Origin of the sequence: Thermobifida fusca NBRC 14071 = JCM 3263, from assembly GCF_001592045.1 — a bacterium.
GTDB lineage: Bacteria > Actinomycetota > Actinomycetes > Streptosporangiales > Streptosporangiaceae > Thermobifida > Thermobifida fusca.
Genome location: NZ_BCWB01000037.1, coordinates 25,897 through 51,528, shown reverse-complemented (window position 1 = coordinate 51,528; position 25,632 = coordinate 25,897). Strand labels below are relative to the sequence as shown.

The window sequence follows — 25,632 nt, the reverse complement described above, 5'->3', positions numbered from 1 at the left end:
GGCCACGAACGGAGCAGGTGTGGTGACGACGGTGACGACCTCCCAGGGATTCACAGCGGAGCCTTCACAGCCGAGGTCGACAACCTCCCCCTTCTACGCCTTAGGGGAGCGGTTGGCCCAGTCGCCACTGGACCCCACGGCACGCCGATGGGTCCTCGCCGCCATCCACGGTGACGACGCGCTCGCCGCCTGCCTGCGCGGGGAACAAGTCGACCTCCCCCTCCCGTCCTCCGGACCGGCGCCGGCGCAGCCGCGGCACCTCCGGCACTGCTATCTCAGGCGAGTCCGTGTCCAAGGCTTCCGTGGCATCGGCCGCGCCGCCACCCTCGAATTCCCGCCCGGCCCCGGCCTCACCGTGATCGTGGGCCGCAACGGATCCGGGAAATCCAGCTTCGCCGAAGCAGTAGAGGCCGCTCTTACCGGCCGTAACCTCCGCTGGGAAGCCATGCCCACGGCGTGGCGGGACGGCTGGCGCAACCTGCACTGCGACGACGTGACGGAAATCACTGTCGAGTTGCAGCGGGTGGGCGAGGAAGGAGTGACCCGGGTCACCCGGGTGTGGACCGGGGAGAGCGTCCGCTCCGCCCGCGGCGAAGTAGTCCTGCCCACCGGGGACGTCGGCGGCCTCGCCAGCCTCGGCTGGGGAGAGGACCTCGCCCGGTACCGGCCCTTCCTCTCCTACGACGAACTGGGTCGCACCATCACGGGACGCTCCGCCGAGCTCTACGATACGCTGACCGCGCTGCTCGGACTGAGCGAACTCACCGAGATCGAACGCCGACTGGCCAAAGCGTGCGACCGGCTCGCCAAAACCACCCAGCGCCCCGCCCACGACCTGCCCTACCTCCTGGACCAGCTGCGCGCCAGCAACGACCCCCGGGCCGCCACCGCCGTCGAACTGCTGACCTCCTCCTCGCTCGACCTGGACCGGTTGGCCGCGATCGCCGCCGACAAAGGGCCCGCCGACCCTGCCCAGCAGGTCGTGCTCCGCCGCCTGCGCCGTCTCGCAGTGCCCGAACGCTCCCTCATCAACGACGTGGCCAGCGAGCTGCGCGGCGCCGCGATGGAGCTCGCCATGACCGCGGGGACCAAAGGGGACCGGGCACGCAGCCTGGTGGAGCTGCTCCGCCAGGCACTGGACCACCACGAGCGCTACCCCGCTGAAACCGACTGCCTGACCTGCGGCGCCCCCAATGCGCTCGGCCCGGAGTGGGTCAACCGCGTCCGCGCGGAGATCGCCCGACTGGAACCCATCGCCGCGAGCACCGCAGACGCCTACCAGCGGGCCGAAACCGCCCGAGACCAAGCCCGGTTCCTCATGGCCCCGCCGCCCTCGTGGCTGCCGCCGGAGAGCGAGCTGGGCCAGATCTGGGCCGAGTGGGCGGCCGGGGCGGAGATCACCGACCTCACCCAGTTGGCCAACCACCTGGAAACCGTGGGGCGGCGGCTGCGCTCCGCAGCGATCGCCGCGCGCAAGGCCGCCACCGAGCAGCTCACCGATCCCACTGACGGCTGGGCGGGCCTCGCCGAACAGTTGGGCGCCTGGCTCGAGGACGCACGGGAGGCCCTCACCGCGCGCCAGCGCTTGGAGCCCGCCCGCCGGGCCCTGGACTGGCTGTCCGCGGTCGCTCGCGAGATGCGCGCGGAACGGCTCACTCCCTTGGCCGCCCACGCCGAGAAGGTGTGGGCGCAGCTCCGCCAGGAGCGCCACATCGACCTGACAGCGCTGCGCCTGGTGGGCCGGGGAGCACAGCGCCGCGTCGCGGTCGACGTGAGCGTGGAGGGCATCGACGGGCCGGACAGCGCTCCCGGGCTGCTCAGCCAGGGCGAGTTCCAGGCCCTCGCGCTCTCCATCTGCCTGCCCCGCACCCTGGTGCCGGGCAACCCGTTCGGTTTCCTGCTGCTCGACGACCCGGTGCAGGCGATGGACACCGAGACCGTGGAGGGACTGGCCACGGTCTTGGCGGAGGTGGGCCGTCACCGGCAGCTCGTGGTCTTCACCCACGACACCCGCCTGCCTGATGCGCTGCGCCGCCTCAACCTGCCTGCGGATATCCGGACGATCCACCGCGACGCCCTGTCGAACGTCTGGGTGACCCCGCACTGATCTCCGAGATGGAACCTGATCTCCAGGATGAGCGGTCCATAGACCCGGTAACACGTCCGATGACCTGCGGATATAGTGAGAAGGGAGAGGGCGGGCAGCGCCTAGGGTCCTGGCCGCGGCGAGATTCGAGAGCAGTGCGCCGGGCTTCGAGTTGGCAGAGCACCCCGGAAGCGATGTATATTCGAATCAACGCGAAGGGCGGACCCCAAAAGGGGGAAGCCAACAGAGCGTGCCCCTTTAGCTCAGTCGGCAGAGCGTCTCCATGGTAAGGAGAAGGTCTACGGTTCGATTCCGTAAAGGGGCTCCACGATTGAGGTCCGGTCCACGCACGTGGTCGGTCGTCAGACAGGCCACTCGCCGGCCAGGTCAAGAGCCGGTGTCGCTGCTGGTGGACCGGATTCTCGATTCAAGGCGGAGTAGCTCAGTCGGTAGAGCAAGCGGCTCATAATCGCTGTGTCGTCGGTTCGAGTCCGGCCTCCGCTACTACCTGCGGGACCCCCGGAAACCGGGGACGAACGCGGGTTTTTTCAATGTCCGTTGTCGCTCAGTGAGAAAGGCACTCCACTGTGGCTGCCACCGACGTGAGGCCGAAGATCACCCTGGCCTGCCAGGAGTGCAAGCACCGCAACTACATCACCCGCAAGAACCGTCGGAACACTCCCGACCGCCTCGAGCTGAGGAAGTACTGCCCCAACTGCCGTACGCATCGGGAGCACAGGGAAACCCGCTAGGTCGATATCCCGCAGGCCGCCAGCGCTCAACAGTGGAGCGCGGCCCAGCAGCGGTCGTGGTGGATCTTCAGATTCCGACCGGACGCGGTCTGGACTTCCCGGTAGCCCAGTGAGCCTGCCCGCTCACTGGGCTACCGGTGTGTTGGCCCTGTCCCAGTTCCGGCACGACCCGGCATGATGAGACCCCACGGTGTGACAAGTGAAGGACGTCGATGGCGATCAACCGCGACTATCTGGGACGGGCATACGAGCTCCCCGAGCCCTATGAGGTGACCCGGGTCAAGATCCGCGAGTTCGCGGACGCGATCTCGGACCCGAACCCGCTCTACCGCGATCCTGCCCACGCCAAAGAAGCCGGGTACACCGACGTCATCGCGCCTCCCACCTTCCCCATCATCCTGAGCATGGAAGGTGCGGGGCAGGCTATCGCCGACCCTGAACTGGCCCTGGACTTCTCCCGGGTGGTCCACGGGGACCAGCGGTTCCGCTACAGCCGCCCCCTCCAGGCCGGGGACGTGGTGACCTGCCGCACCACGATCACCGACATCAAATCCCTGGCCGGCAACGAGATGCTGACCTTGGAAAGCGAGATCGCCACCACGGCCGGGGAACACGTCGTCACCTCGGTCACCATGCTCGTGGTACGCGGCGATGCACCGTCCGGGACGTGAGTGAGGAGCAGCCCAGATGACCACTGTCCGGTATGCCGACGTTGAGGTGGGCACGGAACTGCCCGAGCGGACGTTCCGGGTGCGTCGCAGCGACCTCGTCCGCTACGCCGGAGCCTCCGGCGACTTCAACCCCATCCACTGGAGCGACCGGGTCGCCCGCAACGTGGGACTGCCCGGTGTGATCGCGCACGGCATGTTCACCATGGCCCAGGCCGGCCGCGTCATCACCGACTGGGTCGGCGACCCTGGCGCGGTGGTGGAGTACGGGGTCCGCTTCTCCGCTCCTGTCGTCGTCCCGGACGACGACGAGGGAGCCGAACTCGTGGTCGGCGGAACCGTCACGAAGAAGCTCGACGACAACCAGGTTGTCGTCACCATCACCGCCCGTTCCGCCGGCGCCAAGGTCCTGGCGCGCTCCACCGCCGTGGTGCGCCTGCCCTGACTGTTCCGGGCCCTGTGCCGCACCAGGCTGCGGCACAGGAGGTTTCCGCTCCCAGACCCACAGAGGTGCCACCCGTGACCACCAGCTTCGCCCGCAACGTGCCGCTCGCCGACTACACCACGCTCGGGCTGGGCGGCCCCGCCGCACGCTTCTGCTCCGTGGCCAGCACCGACGAACTGATCGCGACCGTGCGGGACGTCGACCGCAGCGGCGACCCGCTGCTCGTGCTGGGCGGCGGCAGCAACCTGGTGGTGGCCGACGAAGGGTTCGCGGGCACAGTGATCCAGGTGGACTCCTCCGACCTCTCCTACACCGAAGTCGACGACACCGTCGTCCGCGTGCGCGTTGACGCCGGGATGGAATGGGACTCCTTCGTCGCCCGCTGTGTAGACGAGGGACTGTCCGGAGTGGAAGCCCTCTCCGGTATCCCCGGCCGGGTCGGCGCCACCCCCATCCAGAACGTGGGCGCCTACGGCCAGGACATCAGCCAGACCGTGGTCGAAGTCACGGTCTACGACCGCGCAGCAGACCGCACCAGAGTGCTCTCGGCCGCGGAGTGCGGGTTCGCCTACCGCACCAGCATCTTCAAGGGCCGCGACCGCTACGTGGTGTGCGACGTGGTCTTCGAACTGACCCGGTCGAAGCTGAGCCGTCCGATCAGGTACGCCGAACTAGCCCGCAGCCTCGGCGTTTCCCAAGGCGACCAGGTACCGCTCGCGGACGTCCGCGACGCCGTGCTGTCCCTGCGCCGCAGCAAAGGCATGGTGCTCGACCCTGCGGACCCGGACACGCGCAGCGCAGGATCGTTCTTCACCAACCCGATCCTGTCCGCCGACGAGTTCGCTCGGTTCACCCAGCGGGTCGCGGAAGTGCTCGGTCCGGAGGTGACCCCACCCGCCTACCCGGATGGCGACGGCCGCGTGAAGACGTCGGCCGCCTGGCTGATCGAACGCGCGGGCTTCCCCAAGGGGTACGGCACCGGACCGGTGGGCATCTCCACCAAGCACACGCTGGCGTTGACCAACCGGGGCGGCGCCACCACCGCCGACCTGCTGGCCCTGGCGCGTGAAGTGCGCGCGGGCGTGGCCCGCGTATTCGGGATCACGCTGGTCAACGAGCCGGTCATGATCGGCGTCACCCTCTGAACGGGGAGCACCGCGGCCAGGCGGACGCGGCAGCGCGCCGCCAGGCCGCTCCTGACTGCCCGCGGACACTTCCCCCTCGAGGCTTTCTGCTCCGCGGCCTTTTCCCGCCGTGGTCTTCCCCTGACCCCAGGACACCCCCTGCCCTGCCGCGGACAGAAAGCAGACCGCCTCCGCGCCCCCGCTGCACCCCCCGACCACGGGCGATAAAACCAACACATCTCTTGGCCTGAGCCAAAAGAAAAATAAGGCGCACCGAACTCTTTTGTTTGCCTGGGGCCCGATTTAAAAAAGCCATTCCAATGAATTGCCCTCTCGAATTCTCTTCACTACGGTGGATGCCGTGCAGAGGGGAGTAGTCCTTGCGCTGCGTGGGCACTCCACCGGCTCTCACCAGGAGTGGCCTGGATCACGCGGGTGTATATTCCAGCGGACAAACCCCTCGAATGCTCGGGTGTTTTCGGGATGAAGAGCGGTATTCACCTTTCTTCTTCCCGAAAATAAAAATGAGGGGCGGAATTAATGGCTTTTCTCGGTGCTCTGGGCATGAGCACGGCCGTGGTCCTCGTCGCCGAAATGGGGGACAAAACCCAATTGGTGGCGATGTCCTTGGCCAGCCGCTACCGGATCCGCACCGTCCTACTGGGGATCACCGCGGCCACGGTCGTCGTCCACGGCATCAGCGTGCTGCTCGCCGAGATCCTGGGCATGGCCCTGCCCCACGACTGGCTGTCCCTCATCGCCGGCCTGGCTTTCCTCGGCTTCGGAGTGTGGACCCTCCGCGGCGACGAACTCACCGACGCTGACGAAGCACGCGCGGCCACGCGGCCCACCCGTTCCGTGTTCCTCACCGTGGCCATGATCTTCTTCCTCGCCGAACTCGGCGACAAGACCATGCTCGCCACGGTCACCGTCGGCGCAGACCACGTGGGCATCCCCCTGTCGTGGCTGGCGGTGTGGATCGGCTCCACCGTGGGCATGGTCGCGGCGGACGCTCTCGGGATCGCGCTCGGCGCGCTGCTGGGGAAGAAGCTTCCAGAGCACGTCATCCGGATCGGGGCGGCCACCCTGTTCTTCCTCGCCGGCCTGGTCATGGTGGTCCAAGGGCTCGGCCAACTCGTGCTGTCCACAGCCTGAGGAGAGGGCCCGGCCGGCAGCCTCACCCGCAGGGCCTAGGAGCGGGCGGGCGGGGCTGCCAGCCAGGCGTCCACTCCGGCGAGCATCTCCTTCTTCCGCGCCTCCGGGGCACCGGACGCGCGGATCGACATCCGGGCCAGTTCGGCCAGCTCCGCATCAGAGAAGCCGAAGACCTCCCGGGCGATGTGGTACTGCTCGGCCAGCCGGGGACCGAACAGCAGCGGGTCGTCGGCGCCGAGCGCGACCGGCACCCCCGCGTCGAACAACCGGCGAAGCGGGACCTCCTCGAGCTCGTCGACCACCCCGAGACTGACGTTCGAGGTCGGACACACTTCGAGGGTCACCTCCTGCGCGGCCAGCCGCTCCACCAGGACAGGGTCTTCGACCGCGCGCACCCCGTGCCCGATGCGGTCGGCCTGCAGCATGTCCAGGCACTCGCGCACACTCCGCGGCCCGCTCAACTCCCCGCCGTGCGGCGCCAGCAGCAGGTCGGCCCGGCGCGCAATCCGGAACGCGCCCTCGAAATCCAGGGCCCGCCCGCGCCGCTCGTCATTGTTCAACCCGAAAGACACGACCCCGCGGCCCGCGTACTGGACCGCCAGCCGGGCCAGGGTCTTGGCGTCCAGCGGATGCTTGGTCCGGTTGGCCGCCACCATCACCCCGATCCCCACCCCGGTCGCCGCCTCCGCAACCTGCGCGGCGTCCAGGATCAACTCGAGCGTGGCGGTCAGACCACCGAAACGGGACGCATACCCGCTGGGATCCACCTGGATCTCCAGCCAGCCGGCACCGGCAGCCCGCTCGTCCTCGGCGGTCTCCCGCAGCAGCCGGTACAGGTCGTCGGGGGTTTGCAGCACCGAACGGGCGATGTCGTAGAGCCGCTGGAAGCGGAACCAGCCCCGTTCGTCGGTGGCACGCAGCTTCGGCGGCCACTCCTCGACCAGCGCGTGCGGCAGGTGCACCCCGTGCTTGGCTGCCAGCTCGATCAGGGTGGAATGCCGCATCGAACCGGTGAAGTGCAGGTGGAGGTGGGCTTTGGGAAGTTGTTCGATGGGACGTCTCATGACACAAGGGTGCCGTAAAGCGTCTCCCAATGGTGCCCAATGAAACGAAAGAAGCCGTCCGCCTCGAGGACGGACGGCTCAGCTGGTACGGCCACCTGCCCCGCACAGCCGCGAGGCGCCGCACCTGACGCCGGTCAGTGGGCTTCGCTCAGCAGCTTGGCGATCCGGCTGACCCCTTCGACCAGATCGGCGTCGCTCAACGCGTAGGACAACCGCAGGTAGCCCGGAGTGCCGAACGCCTCGCCCGGGACCACCGCGACCTTGGCGTGCTCCAGGATCAGCGACGCCAGCTCGCTGGAGGTCTGCGGACGCTGACCGCGGATCTCCTTGCCGAGGATCTCCTTGACCGACGGGTAGGCGTAGAACGCGCCCTGGGGCTCGGGGCACACCACACCGGGGATCTCGTTGAGCATCCGCACAATGGTCTGCCGCCGCCGGTCGAAGGCCTGCTTCATCTCCTCCACGGCCGACAGGTCGCCGGAGACCGCTGCCAGAGCCGCGGCCTGCGAGACGTTGGCCACATTGGAGGTGGCGTGCGACTGCAGGTTGGTCGCAGCCTTGACCACGTCCACGGGGCCGATGAGCCAGCCGACCCGCCACCCGGTCATGGCGTAGGTCTTGGCCACCCCGTTGACCACCACGGTGCGGTCGGCCAGTTCCGGAACTTCCACCGGCATCGAGGAGAACCGGGCGTCCCCGTAGACGAGGTGCTCGTAGATCTCGTCGGTGAGCACCCACAGGTTGTGTTCGAGGGCCCACCGGCCGATCTCGCGGACCTGCTCGGGCGAGTACACTGCGCCGGTCGGGTTCGAGGGGGAGACGAACAGCAGCACCTTGGTGCGGTCGGTGCGGGCCGCCTCCAGCTGCTCGACCGTGGCCAGGTAGCCAGTGGACTCGTCGGTGACCACGTAGACCGGGGTTCCTCCGGCCAGCCGGATCGATTCAGGGTAGGTGGTCCAGTAGGGCGCGATCACGATGACCTCGTCGCCCGGATCGAGCAGCGTGGCGAACGCCTCGTAGATCGCTTGCTTGCCGCCGTTGGTGACCAGGACTTGGTTCGGCTCCACCCGGTAGCCGGAGTCGCGCAGCGTCTTAGCCGCGATGGCTTCCTTGAGTTCGGGGAGGCCTCCCGCCGGGGTGTAGCGGTGGAAGCGCGAGTCGCGGCAGGCGGCGACCGCTGCCTCCACGATGTAGTCGGGCGTGGGGAAGTCAGGCTCCCCGGCGCCGAAGCCGATCACGGGATGCCCAGCGGCCTTCAGGGCCTTGGCCTTGGCGTCCACCGCCAGGGTCGCTGACTCGGAGATACCGCCGATGCGTGCGGAGATACGAGGTCGGTCAGTCATGGCTCCATCGTTCCATGCCTGCTTCCGGAGTTTGATACTCCGGTAGGCCGACGGGAAAGGACGAAAGTCACCCGGGTGTCACTCTCCGCTGCACCTTGCTTACCAGCGATAACGGAATCCGAGTTGGTTATAGGCACAGAGTTGGCATAGACTCTGGCCACTGATAGCCGGTTCGCAGCCGACGACTGCGGGCTATCTGGCCGTGGAAGCCGGTAACCGGTTATCGTGTAGTCAGGCATGGCCAAGGGCAGTAGCTCAATTGGTAGAGCACCGGTCTCCAAAACCGGCGGTTGGGGGTTCGAGTCCCTTCTGCCCTGCAAACGAGACTCTGAGAGCAGAGTGTCCCGAGCCCTAAGGACCTGAGGTGGCACAGACTGACACGGGCGCCAAGAGCGGGGAGCGGAAGCGTCGTACCGGTCCGGTGACCTTCACCAAGCAGGTCGTCGCTGAACTCCGTAAGGTCCGCTGGCCAACTCAGCGCGAACTCTTTACCTACACCGTTGTGGTCATCGTGTTCGTGCTGATCATGATCGGCTATGTGTCCCTCGTGAACTTCGGCTTCGGCGAAGGCGTCACCTGGCTGTATGGCCTGGTGGGCCAGGCAGCCTAACCTGGCATATCCGAGGTCGGCACGGTCAGAAAGGTCTCATCGCCTCGGGTGAGACCATAAGCTGACAGTGCTGGCCTCTTGTGTTTTCGAAGCCAGTAGTGAGCGCTTAATCCGACGAGAGAAAGAGCAGCCGTGTCCGAGTCCCCACTGACCTCTGACGACCTCCCCAACGAGGAGCGGGATCAGTCGTCGGCGGAAGAGACCGGTCCGCGTGCCGAGCAGGCGGAAGCTGCTGAGGTTGCCGACGAAGTCGAGGCCCAGGAGAGCGACACCTCCAAGGACCAGACTCCCGAGCTCGACCCGATCGAGGAGTTCAAAGCCGAGCTTCGGCTGCTGCCCGGCGAATGGTACGTCGTGCACACCTACGCGGGCTACGAGAACCGGGTGAAGGCCAACCTGGAGAACCGCACGCAGTCCCTCAACATGGAGGACTACATTTTCCAGGTTGAGGTGCCTACGCAGGAGGTCACTGAGGTCAAGAGCGGCAAGCGACAGCAGGTCACCGAGAAGGTGCTGCCCGGCTACGTGCTGGTCCGCATGGAACTCACCGACGAGTCCTGGGCGGCCGTCCGGCACACGCCTGGCGTCACCGGTTTCGTGGGTCTGTCGAACCGCCCTGTCCCGCTGAGCCTCGACGAGGTTGCGGAACTGTTGGCGCCCGAGCCCGAGACGGAAGAGGAGCAGGCGAAGAAGGAAGCCGAGCCTCGTGGCGAGGTCGAATACGAGATCGGCGAGTCAGTCACCGTGATGGACGGTCCCTTCGCCACGCTTCCCGCCACCGTCAGCGAGGTCAACCCCGACACCCAGAAGCTCAAGGTGTTGGTGTCGATCTTCGGGCGGGAGACACCGGTGGAACTGGGATTCAACCAGGTCTCCAAGATCTGACAGTTCGCTTAGACTTGACGGGTCCACCTCGGTGGGCCCGTCATGCACTGGCCCGTAAGGCTGGAAGACGACCGAACGGTCCCCGCGGTCACCGAGCCGCCCCCGCCACGTTCCGGGGGCAGGAAATCCCGGCTGCCCTGCCCTGGGCCGCCGTGTGCCCCGCTACGCAGGCGGGGCGAGGGGCCATGATCAACCCGAGATGTAAGACAAGGACCCGAAATGCCTCCGAAGAAGAAGCTTGCGGCTGTGGTTAAGGTCCAGCTTCCCGCTGGTCAGGCCACTCCGGCGCCGCCTGTCGGTACCGCGCTTGGTCCGCACGGCGTCAACATCATGGAATTCTGCAAGCAGTACAACGCTGCTACAGAATCCCAGCGCGGCAACATCATCCCCGTAGAAATCTCTATCTACGAGGACCGCTCCTTCAGCTTCGTCACCAAGACGCCTCCGGCGCCTGCGCTGATCCTCAAGGCCGCCGGGCTGGAGAAGGGGGCCAGCACGCCGAGCCGCAGCGTCGCCGGTTCGATCACGCGGGACCAGGTCCGCGAGATCGCACAGACCAAGCTCCCTGACCTGAACACCACCAGCCTGGAAGCCGCCGAGAAGATCATCGCCGGCACCGCCCGCTCCATGGGCATCGAAGTCAAGTAGTCAGGCGCCTTCCGGCGACTGTCTTTTTCTCTTTGTTCCTCCGTGGCAGGGCCAGGCGCTGGCCCACACCACAAGCCTTTCCCAGGAGTACCCGTGAAGCGCAGCAAGAGCTACCGCAAGGCGGCTGAGCAGATCGACCGCACTCGGCTCTACACGCCCGCCGAAGCTGTCCGGTTGGCCAAGGAGACCAGCACCGTCAAGTTCGACGCGACCGTCGAGGTCGCTATGCGGCTGGGTGTCGACCCGCGTAAGGCCGACCAGATGGTGCGCGGCACCGTCAACCTGCCCCACGGCACCGGCAAGACCGCCCGGGTCCTGGTCTTCGCTGCCGGTGAGCGTGCCGAGCAGGCCCGGGCCGCAGGCGCCGACTACGTGGGCGACGACGACCTGGTCGAGCGGATCCAGCAGGGCTTCCTCGACTTCGACGCGGTCGTGGCCACCCCCGACATGATGGGCAAGATCGGTCGCCTGGGCCGCATCCTCGGTCCGCGCGGCCTCATGCCCAACCCGAAGACCGGCACGGTCACCATGGACGTGGCCAAGGCGGTCTCCGACATCAAGGGCGGCAAGATCGAGTTCCGCGTCGACCGCCACGGCAACCTCCACCTCATCATCGGCAAGGTCTCCTTCGACGAGCAGAAGCTGCTGGAGAACTACCTGGCCGCCGTCGACGAGGTGCTGCGGCTCAAGCCGTCCGCTGCGAAGGGGCGCTACATCAAGAAGATCACCTTGACCACCACGATGGGCCCTGGTATCCCGGTCGACCCGAATGCCACGCGTGAGGCGGCGAAGGCTGCCTGACGTTTCAGCGCAGAGGTGGTAACGGGCGCACTCGACACTGTCGAGGCGCCCGTTTTCTGTGAATTGCGCCATATATACGCCGCTAGGTGGGATGCGCGATCTGGGCAATGTCCTGGCACGGTGCAGCTTCCGCCCTAGCGCTGGGGCAGAACGGCGGGGCGGGCAGGTGCCCGGAGCTGCGGCTGAGATGGTGTGGGCAGGATCCCGTTCGACTCGGCTCTGCTTATCGCCTAGCATGGAACACTGCCGAAGACCGCTGGTCGTCACCCGTGAGGTGGCCTAAGGTCCCGCAACAGTCGGGCGGCCCGCGCAGGTTGCTGTGAGCTTCCGGATCCGTGACGTGGTCCACCGCGTCCGCGATCCTGGGCCCCGCTGCGCTTGTGCCGGGGCTTTATTCTTTCGCGACCGCGCTGCTCGCCGCACGGGGATCTCGACCGGTGTTCACCGTTGGAAGGAGACCCATGCCGAGGCCGGATAAGGCAGCAGTGGTCGCCGAGCTCAAGGAGGAATTCCAGACCTCGAGCGGCGCCGTGCTGACCGAATACCGCGGGCTCACTGTTGCGCAGCTCACCGAGCTGCGTCGCAGCCTCGGCCAGAACGCACGCTTCCGTGTGGCGAAGAACACGCTGACCAAGATCGCGGCCAAAGAGGCCGGCGTGACGGACAGCGAGGTCCTCGACCTGCTCAAGGGTCCCTCCGCCATCGCCTTCGTCAAGGGCGACGTGGTGGAGGCAGCCAAAGGGCTGCGTGACTTCGCCAAGGAGAACGCGGCGCTGGTGATCAAGGGCGGCCTCATCGACGGCAAGCCGATGACGCCCGAAGAGATCACCAAGCTGGCCGATCTCGAATCCCGCGAGGTGCTCCTCTCGAAGCTTGCTGGCGCGTTCAAGGCCAAGCAGAGCCAGGCTGCCGCCGTGTTCCAGGCGCTGCCGTCCAAGGCTGTGCGGCTGGTCCAGGCGCTGGCGGACAAGCGAGGGGAGTCTCAGTAGACTCGCGGCCTTCCCCGCGGTGGGGGAGGTTCCGCATCTTCTGTCCGTGGCCGGCGCAGTCCGCGTCGGCGTTGCAGGCTCGGTGCCGCGTCGCAGAGCGCGGCTGCCGGTAGAGAAAGAGAGATCTCAACCATGGCGAAGCTCAGCCACGAGGAGCTGCTCAGCGCGTTCGAGGAGATGACTCTCCTGGAGCTCTCCGAGTTCGTCAAGCTGTTCGAGGAGAAGTTCGACGTCACCGCTGCTGCTCCTGCTGCGGTGGTTGCCGCTGCTCCCGCCGGTGGCGGTGGCGGCGAGGCCGCTGTTGAGGAGGAGAAGGACGAGTTCGACGTCATCCTCGAGTCCGCTGGCGACAAGAAGATCCAGGTCATCAAGGAGGTCCGCGGCCTCACCAACCTGGGTCTCAAGGACGCCAAGGACCTGGTCGACAGCGCCCCCAAGCCGGTGCTGGAGGGCGTCAACAAGGAGACCGCGGAGAAGGCCAAGGCTGCCCTCGAGGGTGCCGGCGCTACCGTGACCCTGAAGTAAGCCTTTTTCGGCTATGGCGGGCGGCTGCCCCTTGCGGGGCGGCCGCCTTCGTTGTTTTCTGGGCTGCGGCACGGGGAGCGTGTCCGGGAGCGCCTGCGTGGCCGGCGGCAGGGGAGAACACGACAGTGGGCCAGAGAGCCCTCTACCACGATTGTGTGATTTAAATCACGATCGCGTGGATGGGTAGTGCAGCGAGGCGAGGGGCAGCGGCAACCCCGAGGGTGAGTCGGGGCGCGGTACCGGGGCGGTGCCGTGCTGACCGTGCCTTCTCGTGCGGCGGCGTCCCCCGGTGGGGCCGGACGAACCGGGAAGCTGGCAGAGAAGTGGGGATTTCTTGACGACACCGTGAACTTTTCTTCTTTCCCCGATGTTGATTAGCTCACACCTCTTAGGGGCTGTGTATCCTCTCACTCTGCCGGAACTGGTCGGAATGCCCTCTCTGGGCTTGACGAATCGGCCCGCAACAGGGATGCTGCCAGATGTCTTTGAGTGGCCGCGAGGCACACTGGTGGACAGCGGTGTAGCATTCGGCTACACTGCCCTTTTGCGCTGCCCTTTGACGTTTCCTGTGGAGAGTCCGTGTGTCTGCGGGCTTGATCCTCAACTGACCTAGCCCGGCCCGCACGGTTCTCGCACCCGTAGATCCACCCCTGTCTGGTGGCTCTTCGGCATTGGAACGTCCGGCGTGCGCGCGCATCAACCGCCACAAGCCTTCGGAAGGACCCCTGTTGGCAGCCTCGCGCATCGCCTCCGCTAACGCCCTTGGTCCGAACCGCGTTTCTTTCGCTCGCATCAAGGAACCACTTGAGGTCCCGAACCTCCTTGCCCTGCAGACCGAGTCCTTCGACTGGCTGCTCGGCAACGAGAGGTGGCGTGCCCGAGTCGAAGCGGCCCGCAAAGCCGGCCGTAAGGACATTCCGGAGCAGTCCGGCCTGGAAGAGATCTTCGAAGAGATCAGTCCGATCGAGGACTTCTCGGGCACGATGTCGCTGTCGTTCCGCGACCATCGGTTCGAGCCTCCCAAGTACTCCGAAGAGGAGTGCAAGGACAAGGACATGACCTACTCCGCCCCGATGTTCGTGACGGCGGAGTTCATCAACAACGACACGGGTGAGATCAAGAGCCAGACGGTGTTCATGGGCGACTTCCCGCTCATGACCGCCAAGGGCACGTTCATCATCAACGGCACCGAGCGTGTCGTCGTCTCCCAGCTTGTCCGCTCGCCTGGCGTGTACTTCGACAGCCAGATGGACAAGTCCTCCGACAAGGAGCTCTACGGGTGCAAGATCATCCCGTCCCGTGGAGCCTGGCTGGAATTCGAGATCGACAAGCGCGACTTCGTCGGTGTCCGTATCGACCGCAAGCGCAAGCAGGCTGTCACCATCCTGCTCAAGGCGCTGGGCTGGACCACCGACCAGATCCTGGAACGCTTCGGCGAGTACGAGTCCATCCGCGCCACCCTGGAGAAGGACCCCACTGCGGGGACCGACGACGCGCTGCTGGACATCTACCGCAAGCTCCGCCCGGGCGAGCCTCCCACGAAGGAGGCCGCGCAGGCTCTGCTGGAAAACCTGTACTTCAACCCCAAGCGCTACGACCTCGCCAAGGTCGGCCGCTACAAGATCAACAAGAAGCTGGGGTTGGAGATCGACATCACCCAGGGGACGCTCACCGAAGAGGACATCGTCGCCACCGTCGACTACCTCGTCCGGCTGCACGCCGGGGAGAAGGAGCTGGTGCGTCCGCACGGCACCTTCCCGATCGAGGTCGACGACATCGACCACTTCGGTAACCGCCGGCTGCGCACCGTCGGTGAGCTCATCCAGAACCAGGTCCGCCTGGGGCTGGCCCGCATGGAACGGGTCGTCCGGGAGCGCATGACCACCCAGGACGTCGAGGCGATAACGCCGCAGACGCTGATCAACATCCGTCCGGTCGTCGCCTCCATCCGGGAGTTCTTCGGCACCAGCCAGCTCTCCCAGTTCATGGACCAGACCAACCCGCTGGCCGGCCTGACCCACAAGCGCCGCCTCTCCGCGCTGGGACCGGGCGGTCTGTCCCGTGAGCGGGCGGGCTTCGAGGTCCGCGACGTCCACCCGTCGCACTACGGCCGCATGTGCCCGATCGAGACACCGGAAGGCCCGAACATCGGCCTCATCGGCTCGCTTGCGGCCTACGCCCGGGTCAACTCCTTCGGGTTCATCGAGACCCCCTACCGCAAGGTGGTCGACGGCCGGATCACCGACGAGGTGGTCTACCTCACCGCGGACGAAGAGGACCGGTACGTCATCGCCCAGGCGAACACCCCGGTCAACCCCGACGGGACCTTCGCGGAGTCCCAGGTGCTGGCACGCCGCAAGGGCGGGGAGTTCGAGTCCGTCGCCGCGGAAGAAGTCCACTACATGGACATCTCCCCGCGGCAGATGGTGTCGGTCGCCACCGCCATGATCCCGTTCCTGGAGCACGACGACGCCAACCGGGCGCTCATGGGCTCCAACATGCAGCGTCAGGCGGTGCCACTGCTGCGTGCCGAGGCCCCGCTCGTGGGTACCGGTATGGAGTACCGCGCGGCCACCGACGCCGGCGACGTCATCCTGGCGGAGAAGTCCGGTGTCGTCGAGGACGTCACCGCCGACTACATCACCGTCCTGGCCGACGACGGCACCCGCAAGACCTACCGGGTCCACAAGTTCCGCCGCACCAACCAGGGCACCTGCTTCAACCAGCGCCCCATCGTCGAAGAAGGCCAGCGGGTCGAGGAAGGCCAGGTGCTCGCCGACGGACCGTCCACCGAGGCCGGTGAGATGGCGCTCGGCAAGAACCTCCTCGTGGCGTACATGTCCTGGGAGGGCCACAACTACGAGGACGCCATCGTGCTGTCCCAGCGCCTGGTCGAAGAGGACATCCTCTCCTCGATCCACATCGAGGAACACGAGGTCGACGCGCGCGAGACCAAGCTGGGCCCCGAGGAGATCACCCGCGAGATCCCCAACGTCAGCGAGGAAGTCCTCGCCGACCTCGACGAACGCGGCATCATCCGCATCGGTGCCGAGGTCGTCGACGGTGACATCCTCGTCGGTAAGGTCACGCCCAAGGGTGAGACCGAGCTGACCCCGGAGGAGCGCCTGCTCCGCGCGATCTTCGGGGAGAAGGCCCGCGAGGTCCGCGACACCTCCTTGAAGGTGCCGCACGGTGAGTCCGGCAAGGTCATCGGTGTGCGCGTCTTCAGCCGCGAGGAAGGCGACGAGCTTCCTCCGGGCGTGAACGAACTGGTCCGCGTCTACGTGGCCCAGAAGCGCAAGATCACCGATGGCGACAAGCTCGCCGGACGGCACGGCAACAAGGGTGTCATCGCCAAGATCCTCCCCAAGGAAGACATGCCCTTCCTGGAGGACGGCACCCCCGTGGACATCGTGCTCAACCCGCTGGGTGTGCCTGGCCGGATGAACATCGGCCAGATCATGGAAATGCACCTCGGGTGGCTCGCGAAACACGGGTGGAAGGTCGAAGGCGACGACGCCGAATGGAAGCGCCGGCTGCGTGACATCGGGGCACACGAGGCACCGCCCAACTCCAAGGTCGCGACGCCCGTCTTCGACGGTGCCCGGGAAGACGAGATCAGCGGTCTGCTGAGCTGCGTCCTGCCCGACCAGGACGGCGACATCCTGGTCAACAAGTTCGGCAAGGCCAAGCTGTACGACGGACGCACCGGCGAACCGTTCAAGGAGCCGGTCGCGGTCGGCTACGCCTACTTCCTGAAGCTGCACCACCTCGTGGACGACAAGATCCACGCCCGGTCCACCGGCCCGTACTCGATGATCACCCAGCAGCCGCTGGGTGGTAAGGCGCAGTTCGGTGGACAGCGCTTCGGCGAGATGGAGGTGTGGGCGCTCGAGGCCTACGGCGCTGCCTACGCCCTGCAAGAGCTGCTCACCATCAAGTCCGACGACATCAACGGTCGCGTCAAGGTCTACGAGGCCATCGTCAAGGGCGAGAACATCCCCGAGCCCGGCATCCCCGAGTCCTTCAAGGTGCTCATCAAGGAGATGCAGTCGCTCTGCCTCAACGTGGAAGTTCTCTCCCGCGACGGCATGTCCATCGAGATGCGCGACAGCGAGGAAGACGTCTTCCGTGCGGCCGAAGAACTGGGTATCGACCTTGGTCGGCGTGAGCCGAGCAGTGTCGAAGAGGTCTGATTCCGCGATCCAAGAGCAGGGGACGAATTAAGTGCTCGACGTCAACTTCTTCGACGAGCTCCGGATTGGTCTCGCGACCGCTGACGACATCCGTCAGTGGTCGCACGGCGAGGTCAAAAAGCCGGAAACCATCAACTACCGGACCCTCAAGCCCGAAAAGGACGGACTCTTCTGCGAGAAGATCTTCGGTCCGACCCGGGACTGGGAGTGCTACTGCGGTAAGTACAAGCGGGTCCGCTTCAAGGGCATCATTTGCGAACGCTGCGGTGTCGAGGTCACGCGGGCCAAGGTGCGGCGGGAACGCATGGGCCACATCGAGCTGGCCGCTCCCGTCACCCACATCTGGTACTTCAAGGGCGTGCCCAGCCGCCTGGGCTACCTCCTCGACCTCGCACCCAAGGACCTGGAGAAGGTCATCTACTTCGCGGCCTACATGGTCACCTGGGTGGACACCGAGGCCCGCGAGCGCGACCTGCCGTCCCTGGAAGCCCAGATCTCCGTCGAGCGGCAGCACCTCGAGCAGCGCCGCGACTCCGCGATCGAGGAGCGCCACCGCAAGCTCGAAGCCGACCTGGCCGAACTGGAGGAACAGGGCGCCAAGGCGGATGCCCGCCGCAAGGTGCGCGAGGCCGCCGAGCGGGAGATCCGGCAGATCCGCGACCGCGCCCAGCGGGAGATCGACCGCCTCGAAGAGGTCTGGAACCGCTTCAAGAACCTCAAGGTCCAGGACCTCGAAGGCGATGAGCAGCTCTACCGCGAAATGCGGGACCGCTTCGGCAAGTACTTCCGCGGCGGTATGGGCGCCCAGGCGATCAAGGAGCGGCTGGCCAACTTCGACCTGGAGGCCGAAGCCGAGAAGCTCCGCGAGATCATCCGCACAGGCAAGGGCCAGAAGAAGGCCCGCGCCCTCAAGCGGCTCAAGGTCGTCTCGGCGTTCCTCAACACCCGCAACAGCCCGATGGGCATGGTGCTGGACTGCGTCCCGGTGATCCCGCCGGACCTGCGTCCCATGGTTCAGCTCGACGGTGGCCGCTTCGCCACCTCCGACCTGAACGACCTGTACCGTCGGGTCATCAACCGCAACAACCGGCTCAAGCGGCTTCTCGACCTCGGCGCGCCCGAGATCATCGTCAACAACGAGAAGCGCATGCTCCAGGAGGCCGTTGACGCGCTGTTCGACAACGGCCGCCGCGGCCGCCCCGTCACCGGTCCGGGCAACCGTCCGCTCAAGTCCCTGTCCGACATGCTCAAGGGCAAGCAGGGACGGTTCCGCCAGAACCTGCTGGGTAAGCGCGTCGACTACTCTGGCCGCTCGGTCATCGTGGTCGGCCCGCAGCTCAAGCTGCACCAGTGCGGCCTGCCCAAGCAGATGGCGCTGGAGCTGTTCAAGCCGTTCGTGATGAAGCGCCTGGTCGACCTGAACCATGCGCAGAACATCAAGAGCGCCAAACGCATGGTGGAGCGGGCCCGGCCCGTGGTGTGGGACGTGCTGGAGGAAGTCATCTCCGAGCACCCCGTCCTGCTCAACCGGGCGCCGACCCTGCACCGCCTGGGCATCCAGGCGTTCGAACCGCAGTTGGTCGAGGGCAAGGCCATCCAGATCCACCCGCTCGTCTGCACCGCGTTCAACGCGGACTTCGACGGCGACCAGATGGCGGTCCACCTGCCGCTGTCGGCGGAGGCCCAGGCCGAGGCGCGCATCCTGATGCTCGCCACGAACAACATCCTCAAGCCCTCCGACGGCAAGCCGGTCACCATGCCCACCCAGGACATGGTCATCGGCCTGTACTACCTGACCACCATGAAGGAGGGTGCGAAGGGAGAAGGCCGGGCGTTCAGCAACATCGGCGAGGCCATCATGGCCTACGACCTCGGCGAACTCGACCTGCAAGCGAAGATCAAACTGCGGGTCGAGGGCGACACGGTGCCGCCGGTGAACTGGGAGCCGCCCGAGGACTACCAGCCGGGCCAGCCGTACATCCTGGAGACCACCCTCGGCCGGTACCTGTTCAACGAGACCACGCCCGAGGACTACCCGTTCGTCAACCAGCAGATGGGCAAGAAGCAGTTGTCCGCGCTGGTGACCGAACTGGCGGAGAAGTACTCGAAGGTCCAGGTGGCTACCACCCTGGACGCCCTCAAGGACGCCGGATACTACTGGGCGACCCGTTCGGGGCTGACCATCAGCATCAGCGATGTGATCCCGCCGCCGAACAAGCAGCAGATCCTCGACAAGTACGAGCAGCAGGCCCAGAAGATCCAGCGCCAGTACGAGCGTGGTCTGATCAGCGACGACGAACGCCGCCAGGAGCTGATCCACATCTGGACCAAGGCCACGGACGAAGTGGCCAAGGACATGGAGGAGAACTCGCCTCCGGACAACCCGGTCTGGATGATGGTCAACTCCGGATCCCGCGGTAACCCGCTGCAGGTCCGGCAGATCGCCGCTATCCGCGGCCTGGTCTCCAACACCAAGGGTGAGACGATTCCGCGGCCGATCAAGTCCTCGTACCGCGAGGGCCTAACGGTGCTGGAGTACTTCATCTCCACCCACGGCCAGCGGAAGGGTCTGGCGGACACCGCGCTGCGTACCGCCGACTCCGGATACCTCACCCGTCGTCTCGTGGACGTCGCCCAGGACGTCATCGTCCGCGAGGTCGACTGCGGCACTGACCGTTTCCTGTGGCAGGAGATCGGCGAACGGCGCCCCGACGGCACGATTGTGCGCAAGCACAACGTCGAGAACACCGGTTTCGGCCGGACTCTCGCCGAAGACGTGGTGGTCGACGGCAAGGTCATCGCGACCAAGCTGAGCGACACTACCGAGGCGCTGATCGACAAGCTGCTCGCCGCCGGGGTCACCCGGATCCGCATCCGCAGCGCACTGGTGTGCGAGTCCAAGATCGGGGTGTGCGCCACCTGCTACGGCCGCTCCCTGGCCACAGGCAAGCCGGTCGACGTCGGTGAGGCTGTCGGTATCATCGCCGCCCAGTCCATTGGTGAGCCCGGTACCCAGCTGACCATGCGTACCTTCCACATGGGTGGTACGGCGGGTCAGGACATCACCCACGGTCTGCCCCGTGTCCAGGAGCTGTTCGAGGCCCGCGTCCCCAAGGGCGTGGCCCCGATCAGCGAAGTGGAGGGCCGGGTCCGGATTGAGGAGACCGACAAGAGCCGTAAGATCATTGTCGTCCCGGACGACGGCTCCGACGAGGTCAGCTACCAGGTGCCCATGCGGGCTCCGCTGCTTGTCCAAGACGGGCAGCGCGTCGAAGTCGGTCAGCAGCTCGTCCAGGGTACGGTCAACCCGCACGAGATCCTGCGGATCCTCGGCCCGCGCGCGGTGCAACAGCACCTCGTCTCCGAGGTCCAGGAGGTCTACAAGTCGCAGGGTGTCTCGATCCACGACAAGCACATCGAGATCATCGTGCGGCAGATGCTCAAGCGGGTGAACGTCCTCGAGTCCGGTGACACTAAGCTGCTGCCGGGCGAAATGATCGAACGTCCCAAGTTCGAGGAGATCAACCGCCGCGTCGTGGCCGAAGGCGGCCAACCCGCTTCGGCTCGTCCCGTCCTCCTCGGCATCACGAAGGCGTCGTTGGCCACAGAATCGTGGCTCTCCGCGGCCTCCTTCCAGGAGACCACCCGGGTGCTCACCGAGAACGCCATTCACGGTAAGAGCGACCCGCTGCTCGGTCTCAAGGAGAACGTCATCATCGGTAAGCTCATCCCGGCCGGTACCGGTATGCCGCAGTACCGGAACATCCGGGTTGAGCCCACTGAGGAGGCCAAGGCCTCGATGTACTCGGTTTCCTCCTACGAGGAGCCCAGTGAGTACACCTTCGGCCAGGGATCCGGTGAGGCCGTTCCGCTGGAGGACTACGATTTCGGGTCCTACAACAGGTAACCCGGAACGATTGGTGACGTCTCGCTGAGCTGAACGACGGCGGTAGTGCATCTCACAACGGGCAGCACTACCGCCGTCCGTCGTTACCGGTTGACATACTCACTCTGGGAGAATCTGTTAAGCGCGCGAAGCGGTCGGGAGAACAAGCAGTGACGGAGCACGGGGGAGTGCCGGACCGACCAAGTGGCGGACAGGAGCGGTCTCAACGGCAGACGAGTTCCTGGTTTCAGCCCAGCGAGGAGCGGTACCGGACTCAGGCACAGTACCGAGACCCCTATGAAGAGCGGCAGAAGAACCAGGATGGTTCCGTAGACACGGGAGCGTCGGACCGCCCCGACACGCCGTCGGCCCCTCGCTACCCGAACAGCGGCGGCTATCCGGGCTTGGGCGGCTACCAGGGCGGCGCCCCCGGCATGGCCGAACCGTATCCTCCGGCGTTGAGTGGGACAGGACTGTCCGGAGACGCGCAGGCACCGTCGTTGGGCGGTGACTACCCCTTCGACCTTCCTCCCCGTGACCGGGTCCCCTCGTACCGTGACTTTGCGGAAAGTGGGACCGAACGTGCCGCTTCGGGCCAGGACAGGGACCTGGACGACGATTCCGGCCCCGGCTCTGCCTACGATCTCTCGACCCGCTCCTACCGCCCCGAAGACTTGTACCCCTCGGGAACGACCCCCTCCGGTGCGTCGCACTCGACCTTCTCCCCCGGAGTTGAGTCGACCCCGTCAACCCCCCAAGGCGCCACGTACCGGTTGGAGGATCCGACTCCAGGCACCACCTCGGGCTACGAGTTCGGACGCTCGCCATCCTCCCCCGAGTCCGCTCCATCCAGCGGCTCCTCCACCACCGGAACGTGGACGGTGAAGACAGAGGGCGAGCGGGGGGCCACGTACCGGTTGGAGGATCCGGCTCCGGGCACCACCTCGGGCTACGAGTTCGGTCGTCAGCCGTCCGAGCCCGCTGCGGCTGCAGAGCCTTCAGGCAAGGAAAGCGGACCGGAAGGGGCCACCGGTGGCTGGCCGTCGGCTAAGCCGGACAGCACCCTCCCCGGTTACTCCGCCGGTATCGGGAACCCCTACACGCCGTCGGCAAGCAGCACCGATACGGCGCCCGCCGGACAGAGCACGGAGGCTTCAGGAGGGCAGCCCCACCGGCCGCCTGATCCCACGAGCGTGTACCGCATCCCTACCGGAGACAAAGCGCAGTCGCCGCTTGCCCCCAACCGGATCGTGCCTCCCTACCGCACACAGGCCAATGCGCCCTACCCCGGCTGGGGCGGTGCGAAGAGCGAGGACAGCAGTCCGTTGGGCGATGGCGGGGCTTCTGCTGGCAGCTACGGGCCGTCAGGCCAGGGAGAGTCACGTTCTACGGCAGAGTCTTCGTTGGGTGAGTCCACGTGGAGTGGGCTGGGCACCGGAAGCAGTAGCCCGTTGGATGGCAGCGGGGCTTCTGCTGGTGGTGCTGAGTCTGTGGAGCGGGAGGAGCCGCGGTCTGCTGCGGACTCTCTGCTGGGTGAGTCCACGTGGAGCGGTCGAGGCGCCGGAGACAGCAGTCCGCTGGATGACAGCGGGGCTTCTGGTGCTCCGGGCGTTGTGGAGCGGGAAGAGCCGCGCCCGACGTCGGAGCCCTCGTTGGGTGAGTCCACGTGGAGTGGGCTGGGCACCGGAAGCAGCAGTCCGTTGGGCGATGGCGGGGCTTCTGCTGGCAGCTACGGGCCGTCAGACCAGGGAGAGTCACGCTCTGCGGCAGAGTCTCCGTTGGGTGAGTCCACGTGGAGCGGGTTGGGCACCGGAAGCAGTAGCCCGTTGGATGGCAGCGGGGCTTCTGCTGGTGGTGCTGAGTCTGTGGAGCGGGAGGAGCCGCGGTCTGCTGCGGACTCTCTGCTGGGTGAGTCCACGTGGAGTGGGCTGGGCACCGGAGGCAGCAGTCCGTTGGGCGATGGCGGGGCTTCTGCTGGCAGCTACGGGCCGTCAGACCAGGGAGAGTCACGCTCTGCGGCAGAGTCCTCGCTGGGCGGCTCCCTGGGTACCGGCAGTGGAAACACGTGGGCTTTCAGCCGGGATGATCCCCGACTCCCGGACAGCGTGCGCGAGATCGCGGAACGCGCTGCCCAGCGGTCTTCCAGAACCGACACCTCCTCGGACCCCTTGTCGAGCTCGCACGACCCGCAGGCGACTGCGGCGTGGGATTCGTTGAAGACGACGGATTTCACGTCCCGGGATTCCGCGGACGACCGGTGGAACGGTGCTGCCGAGGACTCCACCGACGCCGAGGAGACCCGGCACGACTCTCCTGGTGAGAAGAACACGTCGGAGCAGTCGACTGCGGATCCCCTGCTGGCGATCGCCAACGAGCAGAGCCGGGCCCGCAGCAAGGAACTGGCCTCTCAGAGCGAAGCCGACAACTGGGACCTCGCGGAAGGGATCGTTAAGGAGAACACCGGGGCTGTCCCCCTGCCTCCCGATCTCAGCGAGGAGGTTCTCGAAGGCGACCGCTACGACGAACTGGGGTACGACGGGCGCAGCCGGGACGCGGATTACGACGACCGCGACTACGACGACTACCCGGAGGATCGCCGCTACGACCGGGACGAGGACTACGACAGCGGATGGCGCGGGGAAGGGGACCGCTCCTACGACGACCGGCGTGGTGGGGACGACGAGTACTACGACGACGTCGATGACCGGTACTATCCCGAACCGGTCCGCGATCGGGGTGCTCGCGCCTCCCGGCGGAAGGACAAGATCGCCAAGGAGTTCCCCGGGTTCACCGAGCCGGTCGGCGGGTCAGCCGCGGACTACCCCGGCTACGACAACATCGATGTGTGGCCCGAGACCGAAGGCTTGGCCACCGCGACCTTGTGGCTTGGTATCTTCGCCCTGCTCCCGGGCCTCGGCCTCCTGCCGGCGGTCGTCGCCCTGGTTCTGGGGCCCAAAGCGAAGAAGAACATTCGCGACTCCCAGGGACACCTTGAAGGCGAACAACTCGTCAAAGCAGGTACCATACTTGCGACAATTGGGATTGTTGTGAGCGTGCTCACTGTGGTCGGCTACGTGTTGCTGTTCTGAGTCGGCATGGCATTTCCCCGGCATCAGCGGAGAGGAGAGGTTTACCGAAAATTCGCTGACGCTGGGGAAAAGCGTGTCCGTGGGGACCGAAAAATCAACGCGACCACTCTTGACACGCCGTACACTAGAAGAAGACCTACGGCAGCATGAGGCTGCGGAGTGCGGACACCGGACCAGGTCACCCCGATTTTGACCGGGTGATCGGGGTTCGGTAGTCTCCAACTTCGTGCCCGTGAGTCTACGGGTCACACGTGTGCGCTTTTTGTGTCTGTCCCTGTGCATGCGGGCGACGGGGAGAGCGGCGCGTGACACCTCCTCCCACAACAATCGACCACCGGTCGGGTGTAGTGCTCCACTGTGCTTAGAAACTGGGGCGACACGCCCGAGCGCGGGGGTCGGGGGGAGCGGGAAATCCAGCAGGTCATAGCGCATCCAATGACTATGGAACCGGCGTAGGTCAAGAGGGAAGTACGGAGACGCGGTGCCCACGATTCAGCAGTTGGTCCGTAAGGGCCGTAAGACCAAGGTTTCGAAGAACAAGACTCCGGCGCTCAAGGGAAGCCCTCAGCGTCGCGGCGTGTGCACACGTGTCTACACAACCACGCCGAAGAAGCCGAACTCTGCGCTGCGGAAGGTCGCTCGTGTCCGGCTGAGCAGCCAGATCGAGGTCACTGCTTACATTCCCGGCGTCGGCCACAACCTCCAGGAGCACTCCATCGTGCTCGTGCGTGGTGGCCGTGTGAAGGACCTTCCGGGCGTGCGCTACCGCATCGTTCGCGGCGCACTCGACACGCAGGGCGTTCGCAACCGCAAGCAGGCTCGTAGCCGCTACGGCGCCAAGAAGGAGAAGTAAATGCCGCGCAAAGGTCCGGCGCCGAAGCGCCAACTGATGACTGACCCGGTCTATGGATCGCCTCTGGTCACTGCACTGATCAACAAGGTGCTGCGGGACGGTAAGCGATCCCTGGCCCAGTCGATCGTCTACAACGCTCTTGAGGGTGCCCGGGAGAAGACCGGGCAGGACCCCCTGGTCATCCTCAAGCGGGCCATCGACAACGTGAAGCCCACCCTCGAGGTGCGCAGCCGCCGTGTTGGTGGCGCCACCTACCAGGTACCGGTCGAGGTCCGCGCATCGCGCAGCACCACCCTGGCGCTCCGCTGGCTGGTGCAGTACGCGCGTCTGCGCCGTGAGAAGACCATGACCGAACGTCTGATGAACGAGCTGGTCGACGCCAGCAACGGTCTTGGCGCCGCTGTCAAGCGACGTGAGGACACCCACAAGATGGCGGAGTCCAACAAGGCCTTCGCCCACTACCGCTGGTAACCCCCGCGGGTTTGCCACACGAGAGACCGAGAGAAGACGAGC

At 66.2% G+C, this 25,632-nt stretch carries 19 protein-coding genes and 3 tRNA genes; 20 read left to right on the top strand and 2 right to left on the bottom strand.

Translation table 11 applies throughout. The features are described from left to right. The first annotated feature begins 19 nt into the window (after positions 1–19). The 8 genes from TF1_RS08335 to TF1_RS08300 all read left to right on the top strand — a co-directional run bounded on the left by TF1_RS08335 (position 20) and on the right by TF1_RS08300 (position 6,230). Positions 20–2,107 (top strand): ATP-binding protein, encoded by a 2,088-nt coding sequence (locus TF1_RS08335; protein WP_011293091.1) that lies wholly within the window; start codon positions 20–22, stop codon positions 2,105–2,107. 231 nt (positions 2,108–2,338) lie between these two features. Then, positions 2,339–2,414, top strand: a tRNA-Thr gene (locus TF1_RS08330). A 103-nt stretch (positions 2,415–2,517) separates the two neighbouring features. Further along, a tRNA-Met gene (locus TF1_RS08325) sits at positions 2,518–2,590 on the top strand. 83 nt (positions 2,591–2,673) lie between these two features. Beyond that, a complete protein-coding gene (gene rpmG, locus TF1_RS08320) occupies positions 2,674–2,838 on the top strand; it encodes a 50S ribosomal protein L33 (RefSeq protein WP_011293090.1) in 165 nt (54 codons plus the stop codon). A 212-nt stretch (positions 2,839–3,050) separates the two neighbouring features. Then, positions 3,051–3,509, top strand: a complete 459-nt coding sequence (locus tag TF1_RS08315; protein ID WP_011293089.1) for a MaoC family dehydratase N-terminal domain-containing protein — start codon at positions 3,051–3,053, stop codon at positions 3,507–3,509. 16 nt (positions 3,510–3,525) lie between these two features. Beyond that, positions 3,526–3,951, top strand: a complete 426-nt coding sequence (locus TF1_RS08310; protein WP_011293088.1) for a MaoC family dehydratase — start codon at positions 3,526–3,528, stop codon at positions 3,949–3,951. Positions 3,952–4,025: 74 nt separating this feature from the next. Then, positions 4,026–5,096, top strand: a complete 1,071-nt coding sequence (locus TF1_RS08305) for a UDP-N-acetylmuramate dehydrogenase (protein ID WP_011293087.1) — start codon at positions 4,026–4,028, stop codon at positions 5,094–5,096. A gap of 519 nt (positions 5,097–5,615) precedes the next feature. Continuing rightward, positions 5,616–6,230, top strand: coding sequence for a TMEM165/GDT1 family protein (locus TF1_RS08300; RefSeq protein ID WP_011293086.1), 615 nt, complete (start codon positions 5,616–5,618; stop codon positions 6,228–6,230). Positions 6,231–6,265: 35 nt separating this feature from the next. Here TF1_RS08300 and TF1_RS08295 read toward each other — a convergent pair whose 3' ends face one another. Next, on the bottom strand, positions 6,266–7,294 hold the full coding sequence (locus TF1_RS08295) for an adenosine deaminase (protein WP_011293085.1): 1,029 nt from the start codon (positions 7,292–7,294) through the stop codon (positions 6,266–6,268). A gap of 134 nt (positions 7,295–7,428) precedes the next feature. After that, a complete protein-coding gene (locus TF1_RS08290; RefSeq protein WP_011293084.1) occupies positions 7,429–8,637 on the bottom strand; it encodes a pyridoxal phosphate-dependent aminotransferase in 1,209 nt (402 codons plus the stop codon). Between the two features lie 244 nt (positions 8,638–8,881). Between TF1_RS08290 and TF1_RS08285 the strand changes: the two genes are divergently transcribed. The 12 genes from TF1_RS08285 to rpsG all read left to right on the top strand — a co-directional run bounded on the left by TF1_RS08285 (position 8,882) and on the right by rpsG (position 25,590). Then, positions 8,882–8,954: transfer RNA gene (locus tag TF1_RS08285), tRNA-Trp, on the top strand. 47 nt (positions 8,955–9,001) lie between these two features. Beyond that, positions 9,002–9,247 carry a preprotein translocase subunit SecE gene (gene secE, locus TF1_RS08280; protein WP_011293083.1) on the top strand — a complete coding sequence of 82 codons (246 nt, stop codon included), beginning with the start codon at positions 9,002–9,004 and terminating at the stop codon, positions 9,245–9,247. 132 nt (positions 9,248–9,379) lie between these two features. After that, positions 9,380–10,132: a transcription termination/antitermination protein NusG gene (nusG, locus tag TF1_RS08275; protein ID WP_011293082.1), complete on the top strand. Its 753-nt coding sequence runs from the start codon at positions 9,380–9,382 to the stop codon at positions 10,130–10,132. Positions 10,133–10,351: 219 nt separating this feature from the next. After that, entirely contained in the window at positions 10,352–10,780 is a 429-nt protein-coding gene (rplK, locus tag TF1_RS08270; protein WP_011293081.1) for a 50S ribosomal protein L11, read from the top strand. A 93-nt stretch (positions 10,781–10,873) separates the two neighbouring features. Then, on the top strand, positions 10,874–11,581 hold the full coding sequence (gene rplA / locus TF1_RS08265) for a 50S ribosomal protein L1 (protein WP_011293080.1): 708 nt from the start codon (positions 10,874–10,876) through the stop codon (positions 11,579–11,581). Positions 11,582–12,042: 461 nt separating this feature from the next. Further along, positions 12,043–12,570, top strand: coding sequence for a 50S ribosomal protein L10 (gene rplJ, locus TF1_RS08260; RefSeq protein ID WP_011293079.1), 528 nt, complete (start codon positions 12,043–12,045; stop codon positions 12,568–12,570). A gap of 132 nt (positions 12,571–12,702) precedes the next feature. Continuing rightward, entirely contained in the window at positions 12,703–13,095 is a 393-nt protein-coding gene (gene rplL / locus TF1_RS08255) for a 50S ribosomal protein L7/L12 (RefSeq protein ID WP_011293078.1), read from the top strand. A gap of 728 nt (positions 13,096–13,823) precedes the next feature. Further along, entirely contained in the window at positions 13,824–17,291 is a 3,468-nt protein-coding gene (gene rpoB / locus TF1_RS08250) for a DNA-directed RNA polymerase subunit beta (protein WP_011293077.1), read from the top strand. 31 nt (positions 17,292–17,322) lie between these two features. After that, entirely contained in the window at positions 17,323–21,198 is a 3,876-nt protein-coding gene (locus TF1_RS08245) for a DNA-directed RNA polymerase subunit beta' (protein ID WP_011293076.1), read from the top strand. A gap of 2,084 nt (positions 21,199–23,282) precedes the next feature. Next, a complete protein-coding gene (locus TF1_RS08240; RefSeq protein WP_016189241.1) occupies positions 23,283–24,266 on the top strand; it encodes a DUF4190 domain-containing protein in 984 nt (327 codons plus the stop codon). Between the two features lie 481 nt (positions 24,267–24,747). Continuing rightward, positions 24,748–25,119: a 30S ribosomal protein S12 gene (gene rpsL / locus TF1_RS08235; RefSeq protein ID WP_011293074.1), complete on the top strand. Its 372-nt coding sequence runs from the start codon at positions 24,748–24,750 to the stop codon at positions 25,117–25,119. After that, positions 25,120–25,590, top strand: a complete 471-nt coding sequence (gene rpsG, locus TF1_RS08230; RefSeq protein ID WP_011293073.1) for a 30S ribosomal protein S7 — start codon at positions 25,120–25,122, stop codon at positions 25,588–25,590. The last annotated feature ends 42 nt before the right edge of the window (positions 25,591–25,632 follow it).

Excerpts from the sequence above, each read along its gene's own strand:
- TF1_RS08315 (WP_011293089.1), top strand. The coding sequence starts at position 3,051 with ATGGCGATCAACCGCGACTATCTGGGACGGGCATACGAGCTCCCCGAG.
- TF1_RS08310 (WP_011293088.1), top strand. The coding sequence starts at position 3,526 with ATGACCACTGTCCGGTATGCCGACGTTGAGGTGGGCACGGAACTGCCC.
- TF1_RS08300 (WP_011293086.1), top strand. The coding sequence starts at position 5,616 with ATGGCTTTTCTCGGTGCTCTGGGCATGAGCACGGCCGTGGTCCTCGTC.
- TF1_RS08295 (WP_011293085.1), bottom strand. The coding sequence starts at position 7,294 with ATGAGACGTCCCATCGAACAACTTCCCAAAGCCCACCTCCACCTGCAC.
- TF1_RS08290 (WP_011293084.1), bottom strand. The coding sequence starts at position 8,637 with ATGACTGACCGACCTCGTATCTCCGCACGCATCGGCGGTATCTCCGAG.
- rplK (WP_011293081.1), top strand. The coding sequence starts at position 10,352 with ATGCCTCCGAAGAAGAAGCTTGCGGCTGTGGTTAAGGTCCAGCTTCCC.
- rplJ (WP_011293079.1), top strand. The coding sequence starts at position 12,043 with ATGCCGAGGCCGGATAAGGCAGCAGTGGTCGCCGAGCTCAAGGAGGAA.
- rplL (WP_011293078.1), top strand. The coding sequence starts at position 12,703 with ATGGCGAAGCTCAGCCACGAGGAGCTGCTCAGCGCGTTCGAGGAGATG.
- rpsG (WP_011293073.1), top strand. The coding sequence starts at position 25,120 with ATGCCGCGCAAAGGTCCGGCGCCGAAGCGCCAACTGATGACTGACCCG.